The organism is Enterobacter sp. NFIX59 (assembly GCF_900113755.1).
GTDB classification, from domain to species: domain Bacteria; phylum Pseudomonadota; class Gammaproteobacteria; order Enterobacterales; family Enterobacteriaceae; genus Enterobacter; species Enterobacter pseudoroggenkampii.
Genome location: NZ_FOQN01000010.1, coordinates 18250 through 39749, shown reverse-complemented (window position 1 = coordinate 39749; position 21500 = coordinate 18250). Strand labels below are relative to the sequence as shown.

The following is a 21500-nucleotide window of genomic DNA, read 5'->3' as shown; positions in this document are numbered from 1 at the left end:
AAATGGTCTAAAACGTGATCAATTTAACACCTTGCCGGTTGACCGTAAAGAAAGATGCACTACATACAAGTGTAGCACCGTTCTGTACGTGTAAATTCCTGAATACGGCTATGGCTGGCGAATACGCCGCCTTGTCCCTCTCACGCTTCATCAACCGTAAAACTGCCATCCCAGAGTCAACAATGTTAGGATGGTTAGCGATTGATAATGACGGTAACAAGCATGTTAGACAATGTTTTGAGAATTGCCACACGCCAAAGCCCTCTCGCGCTCTGGCAGGCACATTATGTGAAGCAGCGCCTTGAGGCCTGCCACAGTGGATTGCGCGTCGAGCTGGTACCGATGGTCACGCGCGGTGACGTGATCCTCGATACGCCCCTGGCGAAAGTGGGCGGCAAAGGCCTGTTTGTCAAAGAACTGGAACTGGCATTGCTTGAGAACCGCGCCGATATCGCCGTACATTCGATGAAAGACGTACCCGTCGAGTTCCCGGAAGGGCTGGGGCTGGTGACCATCTGCGAGCGCGAAGATCCGCGCGATGCGTTTGTCTCTAACCACTATGACTCCCTCGACGCGCTGCCAGAAGGTAGCGTGGTTGGCACGTCCAGTTTACGCCGTCAGTGTCAGCTGGCGGAACGTCGTCCCGATCTGATCATTCGCTCGCTGCGCGGTAACGTCGGCACGCGCCTGGCCAAGCTGGATAACGGCGATTACGATGCCATTATCCTCGCCGTTGCCGGCCTGAAGCGTCTGGGGCTGGAGTCGCGCATTCGCGTGGCGTTGCCGCCAGAGCTGTCGCTGCCGGCCGTGGGCCAGGGTGCCGTCGGCATCGAGTGCCGTCTGGACGATGCGCGTACCCGCGAACTGCTCGCACCGCTGAACCATGACGATACCGCTACCCGCGTAAAAGCCGAGCGTGCGATGAATACCCGCCTCGAAGGGGGGTGCCAGGTTCCAATTGGCAGCTATGCTGAATTGACGAATGGCGAACTGTGGCTGCGCGCGCTGGTGGGCGCCCCTGACGGTTCGCAGATGGTGCGCGGCGAACGTCGCGGTAAAGCGCAAGATGCCGAGCGGCTTGGCGTTTCGCTGGCCGAAGAGCTACTGGATAACGGCGCCCGCGAGATTTTGGCTGACGTTTACAATGGAGAACCCCCTGCATGAGTATTCTCGTCACCCGCCCTTCTCCCGCAGGAGAGCAGTTAGTGAGCCGTCTGCGCGCACTGGGGCAGGTGGCCTGGAGTTTTCCGCTCATTGAATTCTCCCCCGGTCGCGAGCTCTCTGCGCTCGCCGACCAGATGAATACCCTTCAGGACGGCGACCTGCTGTTTGCGCTGTCGCAACATGCCGTGGAATTTGCCCACGCGCAGCTGCAACAGCAGGGTTTGACCTGGCCAACCGCCCCCCGCTATTTCGCGATTGGCCGTACAACGGCCCTTGCGCTGCATACCGTAAGCAGCGCGGACGTTCGTTACCCGTTAGATCGGGAAATCAGTGAAGTCTTGCTACAATTACCTGAATTACAAACTGTTGCCGGAAAGCGTGCGCTCATTTTGCGCGGTAATGGTGGCCGCGAACTGTTGGGCGAAACGCTGCGTGAACGTGGTGCAGACGTGACGTTCATTGAGTGCTATCAGCGCTGTGCAAAACACTACGATGGCGCGGAAGAGGCGATGCGCTGGCACGCGCGCGGCGTTAATACGCTGGTGGTCACCAGCGGTGAAATGTTACAACAGCTTTGGTCGCTGATACCGCTTTGGTATCGCGAAAACTGGTTACTCCGCTGTCGGCTTCTGGTCGTCAGTGAGCGTCTGGCGAACCAGGCCCGGGAACTGGGCTGGCAGGATATTCGGATCGCTGATAACGCCGACAACGATGCGCTGCTGCGCGCATTACAATAACTCTCAAATGGGAAGCCATAATGACGGAACACGACAAATCCTCCGCCGTGGTTGAAGAGACCAGGGAGACTGTGGAGACGACGCCACAGCCAGAGACGACAGAGAAAACCGCTGAGAAGAAAAACGGCAGCAACAAAACGAGCCTCACGCTGAGCGCGATTGCCATCGCCATCGCGCTGGCAGCAGGGGTTGGCCTGTACGGTCTGGTGAAACAACAGGGCGCTAACCAGACGTCCACCAGCGATGCGCTGGTGAATCAGCTCACTGCCCTGCAAAAAGAGCAGGAGACGCAGAAAACCGAGCTGGAAGCCGTGATTAAGCAGCAGGCCGCTGCGCTTGCCGAAGCGAACAGCAAACAGGAAGAGCTGACCAAACAGCTGGGTGAAGTACAGCAGAAAGTCGCCACCATTTCCGGCACCGATGCCAAAACCTGGCTGCTCTCGCAGGCCGACTTCCTGGTGAAGCTCGCCGGACGTAAGCTCTGGAGCGATCAGGACGTCACCACTGCCGCGGCGCTGCTGAAAAGCGCCGATGCGAGCCTGGCAGACATGAACGATCCAAGCCTTATCACCGCCCGTCGCGCGATCACCGAAGACATCGCCAGCCTCTCCGCCGTCACACAGGTGGACTACGACGGCATTATCCTCAAGGTGAATCAGCTTTCGAATCAGATTGATAACCTTCAGCTGGCGGATAATAACGACGACGACTCCCCGATGGATTCCGACGGTACCGAGCTTTCGAGCTCCCTGAGCGAATGGCGCATTAACCTGCAAAAAAGCTGGCAGAACTTTATGGACAGCTTTATCACTGTCCGCCGTCGTGACGAAACGGCCGTACCGCTGCTGGCACCGAACCAGGACATCTATCTGCGCGAGAACATTCGTTCCCGTCTGCTGGTGGCGGCGCAGGCCGTACCGCGTCATCAGGAAGAGACCTACAAGCAGGCGCTGGATAACGTCTCAACGTGGGTCCGCGCCTACTACAACACCGATGATGCGACGACCACCGCCTTCCTCGAAGACATTGATAAGCTGAGCCAGCAGAACATCACCATGAACGTGCCGGATAAGCTGGCCAGCCAGCCGATTCTGGAGAAGCTGATGCAAACGCGCGTGCGTAATCTGCTGGCACAGCCGGGCGTACCGGCAGAGCAGACGAGCGGAGCAGCACCTGCTCCGGCTCCTGCGCCTGAAAGCGCACCACAAGGAGAGTAATGATGCTAAAAGTCCTCTTACTCTTCATCCTGCTGATCGCCGGGATCGTGCTGGGCCCCATGCTTGCGGGTCATCAGGGTTACGTCCTGATCCAGACCGATAACTACAACATTGAAACCAGCGTAACGGGTTTGACGATCATTCTGATCCTCGGCGTGGTGGTGCTGCTTGCGATCGAGTGGATCCTGCGCCGTATTTTCCGTACCGGTGCCCATACGCGCGGCTGGTTCGTTGGCCGCAAGCGCCGCCGCGCCCGTAAACAGACCGAGCAGGCGCTGCTTAAGCTCGCAGAGGGTGATTATCAGCAGGTTGAAAAGCTGATGTCGAAAAACGCCGACCACGCCGAACAGCCGGTGGTGAACTATCTGCTGGCGGCCGAAGCAGCGCAGCAGCGCGGTGATGAAGCACGCGCCAATCAGCACCTGGAACGGGCGGCTGAGCTGGCTCACGGCGACCCGATTCCGGTGGAAATCACGCGCGTTCGTCTGCAGCTGGCACGTAATGAGAATCACGCGGCTCGCCACGGCATCGACCGCCTGCTGGAAGTCGCGCCACGTCATCCGGAAGTGCTGCGCCTTGCCGAGCAGGCCTACATCCGTACCGGCGCCTGGGGCTCACTGCTGGACATCATTCCATCGATGGCGAAGGCCGAGGTGGGCGACGATGAACATCGTGATGAGCTTCAGCGTCTGGCGTGGATTGGCCTGATGGATCAGGCGCGCGCTGACCTGGGCAGCGACGGTCTGAAAACGTGGTGGAAGAATCAGAGCCGGAAAACGCGTCAGCAGGTTCCTCTGCAGGTGGCGATGGCGGAACATCTTATTGAATGTGACGATCACGACACGGCTCAGGAGATCCTCCTCGACGGTCTGAAGCGCCAGTACGACGATCGTCTGGTGATGGTGATCCCGCGCCTGAAAACCAACAATCCTGAGCAAATCGAAAAAGTGCTGCGTCAGCAGATTAAAACCGTTGGCGATCGTCCACTGCTGTGGAGCACGCTCGGCCAGTCGTTGATGAAGCACGGCGAATGGCAGGAGGCAAGCCTCGCCTTCCGTGCAGCGCTCAAGCAGCGTCCGGACGCGTTTGACTACGCATGGCTTGCCGATACGCTGGACAAGCAGCATAAGCCGGAAGAAGCGGCCGCCATGCGCCGTGATGGGTTGCTGTTGACGCTGCAAAATAACGGTACGCAGCAGTAATTAATCAGGAGGCCAGATGGCCTCCTTTTTTTATCGCCTTTCTCCTGCTACATTCTTTACACCCGCATCCGCAAACGAACCCGCCAATGTAACGATGTCTTTTCATTAACTTTTTTTCACACACGCGCACATTCTGCAGCGTGGATTAAATCGTTTTTGAAAGGAAATCGTCATGAACTCGCTTTTATATACGCTTATTGAAGCGCTGCGCGGCCACCGCTGGCTGCGCCTGCTTGCCTGTGCTTTTATCTTTTCTTCGTTGGGGAATGGCTTAACCCAGGTTGTGGTCTTCGGCTTGCTGTTAGCGTGGTCGGCCTCGCCTGCTCTGCTAACCCTTGCTTTTCTTTTCGCTACGGTACCGGGATTTATCGGCAGTACGATCGGCGAAAAGCTGTGCTCACGCTGTTCTCCAATATCCCTGCTGATACTGACCGAAGGGCTGGGCCTGCTCGCCCTGCTCTTTCCCCTGCTTGGTGTGGGTTATCACAGCGTTGCCGCATTACTCGCCGTACAATCCACCGAGGCGCTGCTCAGCGGGATGAGCTGGCCCGCGCTGACGTTGCTCTTCAAGCGCGGCCTCAGTGAAGCAGAGCTGCCTGCTGCGACCTGTCTGGAAAATGTGATTTTTGCCTCGCAGGTATTGTTAGGGACCGGCCTGGGCGTGGTGCTGTTCCAGAAGACTTCCGTGTTTACCCTGCTGGCCATTGATGCCGCCAGCTTTCTCGGGTCACTGCTCATGCTATGGCTGGCTGGACGCCGGTTTTCTGCGCCATCACTCACGCCCCCCGAGGAAGAGGAAGCCCCTGCGGCATTACGCTGGCGGACGTTGACCGTTCGGCAGAAACGCAGCCTGCTCATCCTGCCGTCGCTGGCGGCCGTCGGCTCACCGGCCATGGCGCTGCTTCCGGCGCTGGCACAGCAAATCCATCCTCAGGATGCGGCGGGGCTTGCTCTGCCGCTGCTTTTCGCAAGGAGCATGGGACAACTTTGCGGCCCCATGCTGATAAAAAAAGAGAGCCTGACGCGCTTTGCCGCTCACACGCCGCGCATCATCGTTTGTCTCGGTATCTTTCTGACCGGTTATGGTGTGCTGCCGTTTTTGTCCGGGTGGACGGCATGTGCGCTGAGCATGATCTTTATCGCGCATCTGGCCTCGAATATTCTCTTCGCAGCGGGCACGTTTGGCGTACTCAGTAGTTTTCATCTCACGCAAACCGCTTCAGCCAGTGGGAAAGCCTGGCGCTGGCAAACGCTCAGCGCCTCTCTTTTCACCGGTATTGCAGCGATGGTGGCTGTTGGGCTTGGCTCAGTGCTGGCGCTCTATACGGTCTCGTCAGTTGCCCTGCTGTTGGTCGCCCTGATCATGCGCAGGTATCGGGAATAAGGCATAAAAAAACGCCTGCTATAAAAGCAGGCGTTAAAACAGGTCTGTAAGACAACATATTTGGTGCTTCACTCAACGTTATGTCCATGGTGTCTGATGAGGCCGAAGCGACATCTGTCAGTGGACGATAAGCACCGTAAATGGCTCTGCGTCATTCCTGAGTTTATGAGGCACTAAGGCGAACATAAGAGATGGAATGAGCATCTACACGCATATTATTGCACGTAACGTGCCAACATGACACCCAGAACTTTTACATGACGCAACATTTTAAGATAAAAGGAAATTATGCTGTTAAGTAACGTCTTAAGCTCTACAACGTATCGGGAAAAGGCGGGAAGATGTCGCCAGGAGGAGACAGCAAAACCCATAAACAGTTATTTACCTAACTTTCAATGAGTTATATGTCGCTGGATTGCGACAATGAAAAAGGACGTTGTTGGGGAATGACTACAGGGATGAAGAATTGCAGAAAACAAAAAACCCCGCCGAAGCGGGGTTCAAAATTGGTCGGCGAGAGAGGATTCGAACCTCCGACCCACTGGTCCCAAACCAGTTGCGCTACCAAGCTGCGCTACTCGCCGATGTACTGCTTTTTTGAATTTTTAGTTCAATTCATTTAAAAAGTCGTGGTGCGAGGGGGGGGACTCGAACCCCCACATCCAAAGGACACTAACACCTGAAGCTAGCGCGTCTACCAATTCCGCCACCTTCGCAATTCACAACTCTTTCAAATAATGGGGTGGCTAATGGGATTCGAACCCACGACAACTGGAATCACAATCCAGGGCTCTACCAACTGAGCTATAGCCACCACTGTATTCTTTCACGCGGTACTGACTACTTCTCAGACCACCGCAGCTCCAGCACCGGGTTAATGGTGCGCCCGACAGGATTCGAACCTGAGACCTCTGCCTCCGGAGGGCAGCGCTCTATCCAGCTGAGCTACGGGCGCTTAGCGCCGTTGCGGGGCTGGATATTACGTACCTCCGTCCCCGCTGTCTAGTGCTTTTTTGAAAAAAATGCGCGTTTGGTTATGGTTTGCACATTTTGCCGCTTATTCCTCCACTTTCTGCGTGGTGGCACGGCGACCCAGGCCAAAAAGCTTATATGCAGCCGTCACAGCCGCCAGGAAGATCACCCCGACAAACAGCGACATGCGGGTATCTTCATTAAAGTACATCCCGATTAATACGCAAATCAGGAACGCCATCGTCAAATAGTTCGCATAGGGGAACAGAATTGATCGGAACGGATGGCTTTCAATCGCCTTTTTGTGCGCATGACGGAAGCGCAGCTGGCTGATGAGGATAACAAACCACGGCACCATGCCCGGCAGTACGCTGGCGCTGTAGACGTAAACGAACACGCGCTGCGGGTTAGGTATGATGTAATTCAGGCAAGAGCCAATCAGCAGGATCGCAATGGAGACCGCCACCCCCGCCACCGGCACCCCGGCACGTGAGACTTTACTCATCGCCGCAGGCAACTGGTTGTTCTTCGAGAGCGCATAGAGCATACGCCCGCAGCTGTACATCCCACTGTTACAGCCTGACAACGCGGCCGTCAGGACCACAAAGTTGATGATACCCGCCGCCGCCGTGATACCAATTTTGGCGAAGGTTAAAACAAACGGGCTGCCGGTCGTGCCAATTTCGTTCCACGGGAAGATGGTCACGATGACGAAGATTGCACCCACATAGAAAATCAGGATGCGCCACAGCACTTTGCCTACCGCGCTACGCAGCGTGACCTGCGGGTTTTTCGCTTCACCGGCGGTAATGCCGATCAGCTCCACGCCCTGATACGAGGCCACAACGATACACAGCGCCGTCAGGAAGCCCTTCCAGCCGCCAGCGAAGAAGCCGCCGTTTTCGGTCAGGTTGCCAAAGCCGATAGCGTGTCCACCGTTGCCAAAGCCGAAGAAAATCACGCCCAGGCCGACGACAATCATCACGATAATCGTGGTGACTTTGATCATTGCGAACCAGAACTCAATTTCACCGTAAAGGCGCACGGCGGCCAGGTTTGCCAGCGCCACCAGCCCCACGGCAATGAGCGCGGGTATCCACTGGACCATGTCCGGGAACCAGAACTGGACGTAGACCCCTATCGCGGTGATCTCTGAGATGCCCACCGCCATCCACATAAACCAGTATGACCAGGCCGTCAGGTAGCCAAAGAACGGGCTCATATAACGATGCGCGTAAACGGCGAAAGAGCCGGTTACCGGCTCCAGGAAGAGCATTTCGCCCATGGAACGCATAATGAAGAAAACAAACAGCCCGGCAATAATATACGCCAGTAATACGGAAGGGCCTGCCCATTTGAGCGTACTTGCGGAGCCCATAAACAGGCCCACGCCGATAGTGCCGCCCAGCGCTATCAGTTCAATATGACGAGCTTCCAGCCCACGCTGTAGCTCCGGTTTTTTCTCTGCCATAGATCCTCGATTGTGTTTGCTGTTTCCCGGCTTAAGACCGGGTATTGTTTTTTAGGGGTACTAAAATACGGAGCGAATGGTTTCTTAAAATCGGCCAAATGGCAAACGATGCATTAAAAAAATGAATGCATTGCACAGATTGTCAGCAGTTTTGCAGGCGAGTTGCAGCGCGAATAGCATATCGCGCTACATTTTGATTACATTTTCCCGGTGTAATGCCAGGCGAGGTAGCGAAGCAGACGGATCTGTCGTTTAATGCGCGTCGGTTGCGATAGCAGGCGGTACAGCCACTCCAGCCCCAGATTTTGCCAGACCCTGGGCGCACGCTTAACGTGGCCGGTAAAGACGTCGTACGTACCGCCAACGCCCATGTAGAGGGCATCCGGACAGACCAGACGGCAGTCACGCATCAGGATCTCCTGGCGCGGGGAACCCATCGCCACGGTGACAATTTTCGCCCCGCTGTCACGAACCCGCTCAAACAGCGCCTGCCGATCTTCCGGTTTGAAGTAACCATCCTGGCTGCCGACGATATTAACATTCCATTGACGACGCAGTTTCTCCTCCGTCTGGGCCAGTATCTCCGGCTTACCGCCAATCAGGAACACGGGCGTGTCCTGCGCACCTGCGCGGGCCATAAGCTGCTCCCAGAGATCGGCCCCCGCCACGCGGGAAACATTAGCGTCAGGATACTTTTTACGGATAGAGCGGACCACGCTGATCCCATCAGCGTATTTAAATTCAGCCGCTTCAATCAGGCTTTTGACTTCCGCGTTATCCTCAACCGCCAGCATTTTTTCCGCGTTGATAGCCACCAGCGTACCGGATTTCATCTGGCCGTCGGCAAACAGAAAGTCCAGCGCGTGCTGCATGTCGCGCCAGCCAATAAGCTGCAGGCCACGTAGCGCATAGCGCGGTGCAGAAATTTTATCAGTCATTACTATCCTTACTCAGACTTGCGACAGCGTTGTGCTGCCCTGCCGCTCGCGCTTGTGCACAAGCCCTGCGCTGTCAAACAGCCAGTACAGCAGTTTGGCCAGTAACAGGCAGACGCCAAAAACGACCATGAAGAACACCACGCGCGACACGAATGAATCCAACCCTTCGCGCGCCAGCACGATCATATTGAAAATGGCACCAAAGCAGAAACTGTGCAAAATAGCGGCTTTATAGCGGTTGGTCTCTTCGTTGCCCCGCACGTAAAGCCAGTCGAACCACTTAATAATCAGCCCCACGGCAACCGCCCCGGGCAGAATGAACCACGCCCCGCCCATCACCACTAGGGAACCAATCAGCGTTGGCGAGATTGCCAGACCGGAATGGTTGTTCAGCACTTCCCAGGTAAAATAGTTCGCGGTATTGAGCACCACACCAGGCCGCTCCGGCCATAGCCAGGAAGGGATAAAGACGTAGAAGTCGCGAACAATCGGCGCCAGTCCCTGGAAATCAATCTTGTCGTAGTTTTGCAGCAGTAATGCCAGGTTTTCCCACGGCGAGAACGTATCGCGCGTCAGGTAGAGAAACGTGTAAAACGCCTCATCTCCCGCCACGTTCATCCCGTAGCGCTTCAGCGCGAGCCAGAACATCCCCACTATGCCAAACACCCCTGCCGCAACCAGCATCCACAGCGAGATCCAGCCGCGAATGATGCCGATAAACAGGAAGATGGCAAAGGCGATGATGATGTTCGCGCGCGTGCCGCCCACTATCATGTAGGTCAGGATGCCAAACGCGACGGTGCTGACCAGGAAGAACAGCCACGCTTTGCTGTCCTGACGCAGGAAAAAGATCACCAGCATCGCCGGAATGAAGAAGTAGAAGAAACGCTTAAGCGCCACGCCCGAGACTTCGGCCGAAAAAATCTGGCTGTAGGAGTGGAGCTTAAACAGCAGGAAGCCGTTATGCATGAAGAAGATACCGACGCTGACCAGGGCGATGGTCATCAGCATCACCCACGTCAGGTGGGTCTCCACCCGATTCATGGTAAAAAGCGCCCGACGCGGGGCTGTAGCCTGCGCTGAACGCAGACGCGTTTTATAGGTAACGTAGTAGACCGCATAGAAACAGGTCGCCGCCAGAAGCGCCTGGAGCAGGATTTCCGGCGGCGCGACGCTCACGTCAAAACGGAAGACCAGAATGCTGGTGAGCGGGAAGCCGAAAAAGAAGGTCAGCAGAAACAGTAACGAGAAGAATACGTTAAAGTTGAAGCGTACCCGGCGGAATTCAAACCAGGTAAGCGTGGCGATAAACAGGGTGCTCAGAAGCCAGACAACCAGTAACCCGCTGAATTGCAACTGACTCATGCTTTGTCTCCTGACGCGATACGCAGCGCACGGTGCCACGGCGTGAGGTAATTCGGGCTGAAAAAATCGATGCTATTTTTATCCACCAGCGTGAGCTGGCGTTGAGCTTCCCGTACCACCTCGACATTCAGCGTGTCTGAGGTAAACAGCACCGGAATATGCTGCTCGGCCATGTCCTGCCAGAACGGGTTGTCGCGGTTGAGCACGCACGGTACCCCCGCCTGAATCAGCAGACACAGCGTGCCGATTCCCTGCTGTCGGGCAAAGATGAAATAGCCAAGATCGCATTTTCTCAGCAGCGCAAGATATTCATCAAATTCCAGCTTATCGCTAAGGATGTGCAGATTTTCTGCGCTAAACAGCGCAAGTCCCTGTTGACGAACCTCATCAATATAGGCGTCGTTGTTGGCGGGATAGCCCATCGGCACCACCACGTTCACCGTGTCGCCAAACTGCTGATGCACCGCCCTGAGCGCCGCGGTGTGTTCGTTACTGCGATCGCCGGAATTCCCCACCAGGATCGTTAGCTTGCCTTCACGCACCGTGTCATTCGCCATGGCGTTCAGCGCCGGATCCATGCGGGTGGGGAAATAGAGGAGTTCTCCGCGCACGCTCGGGTGCTGTTTAGCAAAATAGTTGAGATCGCCACGGGTGGCAAACACACAGCCTACGCGCCCCTGCGCCATGCGGCGTAAGGGATAGAAAAGACGGAATTTCCAGCCGCGGGAGACTTCGTAGAGATCGGCTCCCCAGATATGCCAGCTGCACTGGGAGGGTTTAATCCCCCCGCTGAGAAGCGCCAGCCACAGGCCGGTATTAAACTGCCCGTGGAAAAAGAAACGTTGCTTACGATCCGCTTTGGCTTTGGCAACAACCGCCTTCGCCAGTGAGGCCTTATCCGGCCAGAAGCGAATAGCGAGCGCCGGAAATGCTGCGCTCAGGCCCTTATCCTGACTTGCAACCATAAACTCACGCGCATCAGGATTACCTGATGCCAGCTCGTCGTTGAAGAACCGCAAAACGGTCTGGTTATGGTGTGGGATATCCGATCCCAGGATGTGAATCAGTGCAGTCATGCGCGTTTACGCCACAATAAAAATACGCCGCAACAGGCGGCGAAATAAACGATATAGGTTGCCATGTAGGCCTGAGCCGCCCCCAGCGCACCGTGCGCGGGTATCAGCCAGTGTGAAAATGCTGTCAGTAACGCAAACTGGCTAATTTCCGCCAGGATATACAGCCGCAGGGACGCTTTTGCAATCACCAGATAGCCGAAAACGTAAGCACCCACTTTCAGCACATCGCCCACCAGCTGCCAGGCAAACAGATCGCGCATGGCGGTGAACTTCGCCGAGAACAGCAGCCAGATGGCGACATCACGCAATAACCAGACGGTAAAGCTGGCAGCTGCAACCGCCGGCAACACGAAGCGCAGCGATCGGAAAATCTCACGGGTAATATCCTGCCTGGACGTCAGACGCGATAATGTTGGCAGCAAATAAACGCTAAAGGAAGCCGTAATAAACTGGAGGTAGGCGTCGGAAATGCTGCTTACGCCCTGCCAGATCCCCACTTCATCCCAGCTATAATGCGCCGCCAGCAGGTTTCGCATCATCACGTAGGCCACCGGCAGCGTGACGGAGGTAATGAGCGCCATCAGGGTAAATTTACCCAACTGACTGGCAAGCACTTTATCCCATTGCGGTTTCAGGTAGCTCAGCGGGATGACGCCCCGACGCATCAGCATAAGCGCCGCAGGCACAACAACCAGAGCCGGGACCAGCGCCAGCCCAAGCAGCGCGCCTTCATAGCCTCCCAGGCGATAGCAGAAATAGTAGGCAATCACGCCGATGACGCTGCCCAGGATTAAGGCAAGCGCGTTCCCGGCAGCATCACGAAACCCTTTCATCAGCGCCAGCAGCAGGTTAGCCCAGGCAATGCCCATCTGAACCAACGCCACCAGACGCACCAGCCCCTGATAGTGGGTGTGCCCGAACAAGCCCTGGCTGATAGGGGCCGCCGCCAGCAGAAAGATAATCGCCATCAGGGTCGAAAAACCCGTGACCATCGCCGAAGAGGTGCCCACGACTCTGCGAAGCTGAGCCGCATCATCATGGTACTGCGCAACGTATTTGGTCACGCCGTTAAAAATACCGGCACCGGCCAGCACCCCAAGGACGGTGACTAGCTGGCGGAAATTACCCGCTAGTCCCACACCAGAGGGGCCAAATGAGACGGCCAGCAGCTTGACGACCAGCAGCCCGGCGCCAATTTTTACAAGCGTGGACGCGGCGGTCCACACCGATGCTTTTGCCAGAGACATATCAGCCGAAATAACTCAGAAGGGTATTAATCACCGTACGCTGGTTAACTGGCGCGAGGTTGTAGAACAGTGGCAGACGAAGCAAACGCTCACTTTCTTTGGTGGTGTAACGGTCTTCACCCGCGAACACCCCAAACGTTTCGCCCGCCGGGCTGGAGTGCAGCGGGATATAGTGGAATACCGCCATAATTTCGGCCTCTTTTAGCCAGGCAATGAGCTGGCTGCGGTCGTCGTTATCGCGCAGCTTGATGTAGAACATGTGCGCGTTGTGGACGCAATCAGCCGGAATGGTTGGCAGCTCAATACGCCCGGCTTTGGCCAGAGGCTCAAGGGCATCGTAATAGGTTTGCCACAGGGAGAGACGCTGCAGGTTGATACGTTCCGCCGCTTCCAGCTGCGCCCACAGGTACGCCGCCTGCAGATCCGCCATAAGATAGCTTGAACCAATATCGCGCCAGGTGTATTTGTCCACCTGCCCGCGGAAGAACTGGCTGCGGTTGGTGCCTTTTTCGCGGATCACTTCCGCACGCTCCACGAGCGCCCGGTCGTTAATCAGCGTCGCGCCACCTTCTCCGCCTGCCGTGTAGTTTTTGGTTTCGTGGAAGCTAAAGCAGCCGATGTGGCCGATGGTACCCAGCGCACGTCCCTTGTAGGTAGACATCACGCCCTGCGCGGCATCTTCCACCACAAACAGATCATGTTTTTTGGCGATGGCCATGATGGTGTCCATTTCACAGGCCACGCCCGCGTAGTGAACCGGCACGATCGCGCGTGTTTTATCGGTGATCGCCGCTTCAATCAGCGTCTCATCAATGTTCATGGTATCCGGTCGGATATCCACAAAAACGATTTTCGCCCCGCGCAGAACAAACGCGTTCGCGGTGGAAACGAAGGTATAGCTCGGCATGATCACTTCATCGCCGGGCTGGATATCCAGCAGCAGCGCCGCCATTTCCAGCGATGCCGTACAGGACGGGGTCAGCAGCACTTTGGCGCTGCGAAAACGCTGTTCCATCCACTGCTGACAGCGACGGGTAAAACCACCGTCACCGCAGAGTTTGCCGCTGCCCATGGCAGACTGCATATAGTCGAGTTCAGTTCCGACGACGGGTGGTGCGTTAAATGGAATCATCTTGTCACCTGTATAACCAGTAGGCGGTGGCGTCGATGTTGGCACCACTCGCAATATAACGTTTAAGCGCGGCGGTGTTGCCCAGTTGGGTCGCGACCCGCAGCGTCACAAGCTGTTGCTGCTGCGCCCAGTGCAGCGCCGCCTGCATGAGTTTCTCACCCATGCCGCGCCCGGCTAATAAGCCGATACGCGCCTCGCGCTCGTTGAGCTTACGCAGCGAGACGAACCCCTGGATTTGACCGTCCCCTGCACGGAAAACCAGGCAGACGTGGTCAAAGGTGCCTTTGACGGCATTCTCTATCCACTGGGCATAGAAACGCCCGCTATCGTCAGGTGCATACCAGGGCGCACGAAAGCGGCTCTGCGCAAACGCCCGGGCCGCCATCCGACGCAGCACGGGGATATCCTGTTCCGTTGCAATTTCCGCGCCGGACGCATCGTGCCGGGTGAGGGTAATGGAAAGATCGACCTCACCTTCAACCAGCTGAAAGCCGTGCTGCTGGAGCGCGTCAAGCAGATCGACGCGCTCCGCCGGGATCTTCGCCTGCACTCGTTGCCAGGCGATAAAATCCGATTCAGCCAGTACCGGCGCGTCATCGCGCAGACGCACGATGGCCGACGGCAGGCCGAAAAAAGCACTCTCCCACTGCAGGGACTCGAGTACCCCATTCAGGCTTTTCAACGCCAGACACCTTTGGTATCCACAATATACTGCTGACGAACGGCATCGCCGGACGTCGCTTTAAACTCTTTATGATCTACCAGCAGCACCAGCACGTCCGCCGCCGCCAGCGCGTCATCCAGCGCCGTCAGCGTGCAGTGCCCCGCCAGTTTTGCCGGTAATTCATGGATATTCGGCTCAACCACCAGCGTTTCGCCCTTGTGCCATTCGGCAATCATCTCGGCAATTTCCATCGCCGGGCTTTCACGCAGATCGTCAATATTGGGTTTAAATGCCAGACCAAAGCAGGCAATTTTCAGCTCACTGGCGCGCTTGCCGCTCTCTGCCAGACAATCCGCTACCGTCGCTTTAACCTGATTGAGCACCCAGTGAGGCTTGCTGTCGTTCACTTCGCGCGCGGTGCGAATCAGGCGCGCCTGCGCCGGATTCTGCGCCACGATAAACCACGGATCGACGGCGATACAGTGTCCGCCTACTCCCGGGCCTGGCTGGAGAATGTTGACGCGCGGATGGCGATTCGCCAGGCTAATCAGCTCCCAGACGTTAATCCCCTGATCGGCGCAGATCAGCGACAGTTCGTTCGCAAAAGCGATATTGACGTCGCGGAAGCTGTTTTCCGTCAGCTTGCACATCTCGGCGGTGCGGGAGTTGGTCACCACACATTCACCTTCCAGGAAAATCTTGTACAGCGCGCTGGCGCGTTCGGAACAGACGGGCGTCATACCGCCAATGACGCGGTCGTTTTTAATCAGTTCGACCATGACCTGGCCCGGCAGCACGCGCTCCGGACAGTAGGCGATGTTGATATCCGCCTGCTCCCCCACCTGCTGCGGGAAGCTTAAATCAGGGCGCGCGTCGGCCAGCCACTGTGCCATCTGCTCGGTAGCACCAACCGGAGAGGTCGATTCCAGGATCACCAGTGCCCCTTTCTTCAGCACAGGTGCGATGGATTTTGCCGCCGCCTCGACAAAAGCCATGTCGGGCTCGTGGTCACCTTTAAAGGGTGTTGGAACGGCAATCAGGTAGGCATCTGCTTCCACAGGGGTCGTGCTGGCACGCAGGAAGCCTCCGTCCACAGCCTCTTTCACCACGCGGTCAAGATCGGGCTCGACAATATGAATTTCGCCACGGTTAATGGTTTCCACCGCGCGTGCGTTGATATCCACACCGACAACCTGTTTTTGACGAGAGGCAAACGCCGCCGCGGTGGGCAAGCCAATGTAGCCAAGACCAATGACAGAGATGGTAGTAAAACTCATAGCGATACCCGATTGTGTTTAAGTGCATGCAAAATACGACCACAAGCCTGCCCGTCGCCATACGGATTATGGGCCCGGCTCATCGCCTGATACGCTTCATCGTCGTGCAGCAGGCGCGTGACCTCTTCGACGATCAGCTGTGCGTTGGTGCCGACCAGACGCACCGTACCGGCTTTGACGGCTTCCGGACGTTCGGTCGTTTCACGCATCACCAGTACCGGTTTGCCGAGGGATGGCGCTTCTTCCTGAATTCCGCCGGAATCGGTGAGGATCAGCCAGGCATGGTTCATCAGCCAGACAAACGGCATGTAGTCCTGCGGTTCGATCAGCAGGACGTTTTCGACGTGGCCCAGAATACGATTGACCGGCTCGCTGACGTTAGGGTTAAGGTGTACTGGATAGACAATTTGCACATCGTCGTTCTGCGCGGCGATTTCAGCCAGCGCATGGCAGATTTGCTCAAAACCCCGGCCAAAGCTTTCGCGTCGATGACCAGTGACCAGAATGGTTTTTTTGCCGTTGTGGAGGAACGGATAGCGGGCTGCGAGCTCTTTCTGAAGATCGCTATTTGCCAGGACGCGGTCACGTACCCAAATTAACGCGTCAATGACCGTATTGCCGGTCACAAAGATTTTATTATCGGCGATATTTTCACGCAGCAGGTTTTGACGAGAGTTTTCCGTTGGCGCAAAGTGGTACATCGCCAGATGGCCCGTTAACGTGCGGTTGGCCTCTTCCGGCCACGGTGAATAAAGATTGCCGGTACGCAGCCCCGCCTCAACATGTCCCACGGGAATTCGCTGGTAGAACGCGGCCAGGCTTGTCGCCACGGTAGTGGTGGTATCACCGTGTACCAGCACCACGTCAGGCTTAAATGACTCCAGGATCGGCTTAAGTTCTTGCAGAATGCGACAGGTTATCTCCGTTAACCCTTGCCCCGGTTTCATAATATTGAGGTCGTAATCCGGGACGATGGAGAAGAGGGTTAAAACCTGATCGAGCATCTCCCGGTGCTGGGCCGTGACGCACACTTTCGCTTCAATATCAGGATCGCAGGCCAGCGCATGAACCAGAGGTGCCATCTTAATGGCCTCCGGCCTGGTGCCAAATACGGTTAGTACTTTCACATCGATTCTCTTCGATTAGGCGATGAAGGCCGCAGCCTTCATCGTAGACGGCGTTCTTAGTTTTTGCGACGACGCGTTAACGCCACGCCTGCGCCCGTCAGTGCGCCTACAATCCCCCACATGATCATCAGGAATGCACGACGCGGACTATCGCGTTTTACAGGTTCTTCAGGCGTTCGCAAATAACGATAGGTCTGAAAACGCGGGTCCAGGGATGGACCGACATTAAGCGTATTGAGCATCGCGCGATTTTGATCGTAATCGAGGTCAAAATCAGGGCCAACGGCCTTCAGGTTTTCCAGACGCGCCTGCAGCATGGGGCGACCAAGGAGGAACATCTCTGAATCAGGCAGCTCATCAGCCGGTACGTCCGTTTCAGTACGGGAAATATTGTGCTGTTCCGCAATTTTCAGCGCCTGCTCAATATTGTGTACACGACGAGCAAAAATGGCTTTAGCCACCTCTTCCTGACGTTTCACCTGCGCTTTCATCTGGATGGTACGAGCCGCCCAGGCGCCTTTAAGCTCTTCGTTAAGATGGCTTGCGGCACGCTGGCTGGCAAACGCAACATACTGACGCAACAGGTTGTTGGCATCCGGCGCAGTTTCTGCAATTAGCTTGACGCTGTCATTCACGTTACGCAGCGCATCGCCCGGCATAAACTGGATATTGTTAATCAGATCGTCCAGCAGGGCGGCATCGGCTTTGGTGTTATCAACCCGACGCTGCTTGTAGTAATCCGTCTGGGACCAGAAATCGCGGCGGGTATCCCACGAAGCCAGCTGCATCACAAACTCTTTATAGGCTTCATCCATAACGGAGGCCTGGTCTGGCGTTGCAAGACTGGCTTTGATATCCAGATTTCGCAGGAATTGCTGCTGGGAATAGTATCCCCCGAGCATGTTAACCGTTGGTTTGTCCGTGATTGCCGTGGCGCTCCACTCTTGTTTTGCAAAGAATGTATAGGCCAGCGCTAACAGTGCAAACCCCAGCGCGATCCCGGCAATCCAAAGTTTGCCTGCCCATAACACGCGAAACAAACCCCGAATATCCAGTTCATTCTCAGTTACCACTGATTTCGCTCCCGCCAACGGTTGAGTCATCATAGTCCCGGTTTTACTTAGTTAATGTTGTATTTTTGCCACTGTTACGACGCATCCTGCGTTTAAGACGTTTAATAAATCGCGCCACTTTCCATGCGCGCTTAATGCAGTAGCCGTACAGGAAAAATGCCAGCAAGAATAATGCCAACATAACCCACTCAGGAATAATATGGGAATATTCTGCAGCTACACCAATCGCGGCTAAAATAGCGGCGGCCAGCGTAATCAGTACAAACGCCTGACGAGATGTAAAACCCGCACGCATGATGAGATGATGAATGTGTTGGCGGTCGGGAGAAAAAGGACTCATTCCTTTGCGCAGGCGGCGGTACATAATCGCCACCATATCCATTAATGGAATGGCAATAATCCACAGCGCTGTTACAGGGCTTATCGGATGGGTCTGGCCCTGAGTGGTTTCAAGCAGGATCCAGATAACCGTAAAACCAATCAGCGTACTGCCCGCGTCTCCCATAAAGACTTTATAGCGACGGCCCAGCACACCGAGGTTTAAGAGGATATAAGGCAGAATGGCGGCAATCATGGCGAAACACCACATTGCCAGACTGTACTGGCCATCAAACCATAAAATAATGCCGATAGCGGCGAACGAGACGGATGACAACCCACCGAGCAGGCCGTCAATGCCATCCACCATGTTGAAAGCATTGATTGCCGCCCAGACGGCAAAGAGTGTCAGGAAGAAGCCAAATGGGCCCAGAACTAACTCCCAGGGGCCAAACACATAGCCGAGGCTTCGCAGATACAGTCCGCCCACAACCATCATCACCACGCCAATGCCCGCCTGAACGGTGGCGCGTATTTTCACCGCGATATCGAACCGGTCATCAAGAGCCCCGACTAACACCAGGACACCGGCGCAGGCAATGTAGAGGGCGGCATGCGGGATATAATAATCGGCAATACCAAACGTGAAGCAAATTCCTGCGTAAACAGATATCCCGCCGACTAAAGGAATAAGTCCCTGATGGCGTTTACGAAAATTAGGCTTATCCACCAACCCTATTCGTTTTGCCACCTTACGCGCAATGAACAAAAAACAGGTTGTGAATAAAAAAATACTGATCAGTTCAGTAACGGCGGTGAATAGATTCACAATGGATTGCTCTCAACAAATGTTAGTCCCGGAAGTATAACCATGAAGCCACAGCCTCAGAAGTAATAAAGATGGCTTCTTACAACTCCCTTTGTATATTTTTCAATCAATTATTTCTTTTGCTGCATAAACGGCCCTATTGTCGCACTGACCGGTCAAAATTGGGAGTAGGTGGTACTAGCGTATAGTCCATAAAAGAAAAACGCCACGTAAAAACGTGGCGTTCGCTGGCTTTATTTGCGTTACGAGCGTTTCATCATGTCGAAGAAATCGTCGTTGGTTTTGGTCATCGCCAGTTTGTTAATGAGGAACTCCATCGCGTCGATTTCACCCATTGGATGGATGATTTTGCGCAGGATCCACATTTTCTGCAGCTCTTCCTGAGTGGTGAGCAGCTCTTCTTTACGGGTACCGGAACGGTTGTAGTCGATAGCCGGGAAGACGCGTTTTTCAGCGATCTTACGAGAGAGGTGCAGTTCCATGTTGCCTGTACCTTTAAACTCTTCGTAAATCACTTCGTCCATTTTGGAACCGGTATCGATCAGCGCCGTCGCGATGATGGTCAGGCTGCCGCCCTCTTCCACGTTACGTGCAGCACCGAAGAAGCGTTTCGGACGATGCAGGGCGTTAGCATCCACACCACCGGTCAGCACTTTACCAGACGCTGGCACCACGGTGTTATAGGCACGCGCCAGACGGGTGATGGAGTCGAGCAGGATGATCACGTCTTTCTTGTGCTCAACCAGGCGTTTTGCCTTCTCGATAACCATTTCCGCAACCTGAACGTGGCGAGAGGCTGGCTCATCGAAGGTTGAAGCAACCACTTCACCTTTAACCAGACGCTGCATCTCGGTCACTTCTTCCGGACGTTCGTCAATCAGCAGCACCATCAGCACACAGTCTGGGTGGTTATAGGCGATGCTCTGCGCGATGTTCTGCAGCAGCATGGTTTTACCCGCTTTTGGCGGCGCCACAATCAGACCACGCTGGCCGCGACCAATAGGTGATGCCAGATCCAGAACACGTGCGGTTAAGTCTTCGGTAGAACCGTTACCACGCTCCATGCGCAGGCGAGAGTTCGCGTGCAGCGGCGTTAAGTTCTCAAAGAGGATCTTATTACGCGAGTTTTCTGGTTTGTCGAAGTTAACTTCATTGACTTTCAACAGCGCAAAGTAGCGTTCACCCTCTTTAGGAGGACGAATCTTACCTGAAATGGTGTCACCAGTGCGGAGGTTGAAACGGCGGATTTGGCTGGGGGATACGTAGATGTCGTCAGGGCCGGCGAGGTAGGAGCTGTCTGCAGAGCGGAGGAAACCAAATCCGTCTTGCAATATCTCCAGCACACCGTCGCCAAAGATATCTTCGCCACTCTTAGCGTGCTGCTTCAGGATGGCGAAAATGATGTCCTGCTTGCGCATACGAGCCTGGTTTTCCAGCCCCATATTTTCGCCGAGAGTGATCAGCTCAGAAACCGGCGTATTCTTTAATTCGGTAAGATTCATAATGGTGTGGGTTCTTAAACTCGGGGTGATTCTCGAACTTAATGTTGTGAATGGTATGGCAGGGTCATCCATGCCTGTTTAGCGGCCATCAACTCATGTCTGTTCGCTGTCTGGTCACAGGGAAAGAACGCAGAACTGAAACGACAAGACGGATTGAGTGACAAGCCCGGAATTTAGCCACTTCACGCACTGTTCATGTCAACAACGGGAAGTATCGGGTAAAACAAGATTCAAACAACAAGATATGTTTAAAACGAAGTCATAGCTAACTTAGCACGACTTCAGCCGGGCGTCCAGAGTTCCACATCATTTAGCCGGGAGCTCTGAACGCACAGCGGAGAAACCTTACGCCAGGTTAGCGTCCAGGAACTCTTTCAGTTGACCTTTGGACAGCGCGCCCACTTTGGTCGCCGCCACTTCGCCGTTTTTGAACAGCAGCAGGGTCGGAATGCCACGGATACCGTATTTTGGTGCGGTGCCCGGGTTCTGGTCGATGTTCAGCTTGGCAACGGTCAGTTTGCCCTGATATTCGTCGGCGATCTCATCCAGAATCGGGGCGATCATTTTGCAAGGACCACACCATTCAGCCCAGAAATCGACGAGGATCAGCCCGTCAGCCTTAAGTACGTCCGTGTCAAAACTGTCGTCAGTCAGGTGAATAATTTTATCGCTCATATATAACTCCACAGGAATAAGCCTGGTACGTTGGTTTTGTCTCCACCAACGACGTGTTGATGTCGCATTAACCAACTAAAGGTTGACTTTATTTCACCGGATACGCTTTCGTAAAGCAATAGTAAGCTGA

The 21500-nt window shown here is 55.2% G+C and carries 18 protein-coding genes and 4 tRNA genes; 5 read left to right on the top strand and 17 right to left on the bottom strand.

Translation table 11 applies throughout. The annotated features are described in order from the left end of the window. The first annotated feature begins 222 nt into the window (after window positions 1-222). The 5 genes from hemC to BM007_RS21625 all read left to right on the top strand — a co-directional run bounded on the left by hemC (window position 223) and on the right by BM007_RS21625 (window position 5704). Window positions 223-1164, top strand: a complete 942-nt coding sequence (gene hemC / locus BM007_RS21645; RefSeq protein WP_139210936.1) for a hydroxymethylbilane synthase — start codon at window positions 223-225, stop codon at window positions 1162-1164. Further along, on the top strand, window positions 1161-1901 hold the full coding sequence (gene hemD, locus BM007_RS21640; protein WP_090420917.1) for a uroporphyrinogen-III synthase: 741 nt from the start codon (window positions 1161-1163) through the stop codon (window positions 1899-1901). The genes hemC and hemD overlap by 4 nt, the downstream gene beginning before the upstream one ends. 20 nt (window positions 1902-1921) lie before the next feature. Then, complete coding sequence (gene hemX, locus BM007_RS21635; protein WP_090420915.1) at window positions 1922-3118, top strand: uroporphyrinogen-III C-methyltransferase; 1197 nt, start codon at window positions 1922-1924, stop codon at window positions 3116-3118. A gap of 2 nt (window positions 3119-3120) precedes the next feature. Further along, on the top strand, window positions 3121-4320 hold the full coding sequence (gene hemY, locus BM007_RS21630) for a protoheme IX biogenesis protein HemY (RefSeq protein ID WP_061716313.1): 1200 nt from the start codon (window positions 3121-3123) through the stop codon (window positions 4318-4320). A gap of 172 nt (window positions 4321-4492) precedes the next feature. Then, window positions 4493-5704, top strand: a complete 1212-nt coding sequence (locus BM007_RS21625; RefSeq protein ID WP_090420912.1) for an MFS transporter — start codon at window positions 4493-4495, stop codon at window positions 5702-5704. Between the two features lie 507 nt (window positions 5705-6211). On the opposite strand, the gene BM007_RS21620 is transcribed toward BM007_RS21625, so the two are convergent. The 17 genes from BM007_RS21620 to trxA all read right to left on the bottom strand — a co-directional run bounded on the left by BM007_RS21620 (window position 6212) and on the right by trxA (window position 21370). Further along, window positions 6212-6288 (bottom strand) — tRNA-Pro (locus tag BM007_RS21620). A gap of 46 nt (window positions 6289-6334) precedes the next feature. Continuing rightward, window positions 6335-6420: transfer RNA gene (locus tag BM007_RS21615), tRNA-Leu, on the bottom strand. Window positions 6421-6442: 22 nt separating this feature from the next. Continuing rightward, window positions 6443-6518, bottom strand: a tRNA-His gene (locus tag BM007_RS21610). 64 nt (window positions 6519-6582) lie between these two features. Beyond that, window positions 6583-6659, bottom strand: a tRNA-Arg gene (locus tag BM007_RS21605). Between the two features lie 102 nt (window positions 6660-6761). After that, on the bottom strand, window positions 6762-8147 hold the full coding sequence (locus BM007_RS21600; protein ID WP_024907972.1) for a bifunctional threonine/serine APC transporter ThrP: 1386 nt from the start codon (window positions 8145-8147) through the stop codon (window positions 6762-6764). Window positions 8148-8344: 197 nt separating this feature from the next. Beyond that, complete coding sequence (wecG, locus tag BM007_RS21595) at window positions 8345-9085, bottom strand: lipopolysaccharide N-acetylmannosaminouronosyltransferase (RefSeq protein ID WP_024907971.1); 741 nt, start codon at window positions 9083-9085, stop codon at window positions 8345-8347. Between the two features lie 12 nt (window positions 9086-9097). After that, the gene (gene wzyE / locus BM007_RS21590; protein WP_024907970.1) at window positions 9098-10450 is read right to left on the bottom strand and encodes an ECA oligosaccharide polymerase; all 1353 of its coding nucleotides are present in this window, start codon (window positions 10448-10450) and stop codon (window positions 9098-9100) included. Continuing rightward, window positions 10447-11526, bottom strand: coding sequence for a TDP-N-acetylfucosamine:lipid II N-acetylfucosaminyltransferase (locus BM007_RS21585; RefSeq protein WP_090420909.1), 1080 nt, complete (start codon window positions 11524-11526; stop codon window positions 10447-10449). The genes wzyE and BM007_RS21585 overlap by 4 nt, the downstream gene beginning before the upstream one ends. Further along, window positions 11523-12773: a lipid III flippase WzxE gene (gene wzxE, locus BM007_RS21580; RefSeq protein ID WP_024907968.1), complete on the bottom strand. Its 1251-nt coding sequence runs from the start codon at window positions 12771-12773 to the stop codon at window positions 11523-11525. The genes BM007_RS21585 and wzxE overlap by 4 nt, the downstream gene beginning before the upstream one ends. Before the next feature lies 1 nt (window position 12774). Further along, window positions 12775-13905, bottom strand: coding sequence for a dTDP-4-amino-4,6-dideoxygalactose transaminase (gene rffA, locus BM007_RS21575; protein WP_024907967.1), 1131 nt, complete (start codon window positions 13903-13905; stop codon window positions 12775-12777). Between the two features lie 4 nt (window positions 13906-13909). Next, entirely contained in the window at window positions 13910-14587 is a 678-nt protein-coding gene (rffC, locus tag BM007_RS21570) for a dTDP-4-amino-4,6-dideoxy-D-galactose acyltransferase (protein ID WP_090420906.1), read from the bottom strand. Next, a complete protein-coding gene (gene wecC / locus BM007_RS21565) occupies window positions 14584-15846 on the bottom strand; it encodes a UDP-N-acetyl-D-mannosamine dehydrogenase (protein WP_090420903.1) in 1263 nt (420 codons plus the stop codon). The genes rffC and wecC overlap by 4 nt, the downstream gene beginning before the upstream one ends. Next, entirely contained in the window at window positions 15843-16973 is a 1131-nt protein-coding gene (wecB, locus tag BM007_RS21560; protein ID WP_024907964.1) for a non-hydrolyzing UDP-N-acetylglucosamine 2-epimerase, read from the bottom strand. Before wecB ends, wecC begins: the two co-directional genes overlap by 4 nt. A 56-nt stretch (window positions 16974-17029) precedes the next feature. Then, the gene (gene wzzE, locus BM007_RS21555; RefSeq protein WP_024907963.1) at window positions 17030-18076 is read right to left on the bottom strand and encodes an ECA polysaccharide chain length modulation protein; all 1047 of its coding nucleotides are present in this window, start codon (window positions 18074-18076) and stop codon (window positions 17030-17032) included. Between the two features lie 13 nt (window positions 18077-18089). Continuing rightward, window positions 18090-19193, bottom strand: a complete 1104-nt coding sequence (gene wecA, locus BM007_RS21550) for a UDP-N-acetylglucosamine--undecaprenyl-phosphate N-acetylglucosaminephosphotransferase (protein WP_024907962.1) — start codon at window positions 19191-19193, stop codon at window positions 18090-18092. Window positions 19194-19435: 242 nt separating this feature from the next. Beyond that, entirely contained in the window at window positions 19436-20695 is a 1260-nt protein-coding gene (rho, locus tag BM007_RS21545; RefSeq protein WP_008501566.1) for a transcription termination factor Rho, read from the bottom strand. A 345-nt stretch (window positions 20696-21040) separates the two neighbouring features. After that, window positions 21041-21370, bottom strand: coding sequence for a thioredoxin TrxA (gene trxA, locus BM007_RS21540; protein ID WP_006179218.1), 330 nt, complete (start codon window positions 21368-21370; stop codon window positions 21041-21043). Window positions 21371-21500 lie beyond the last annotated feature (130 nt).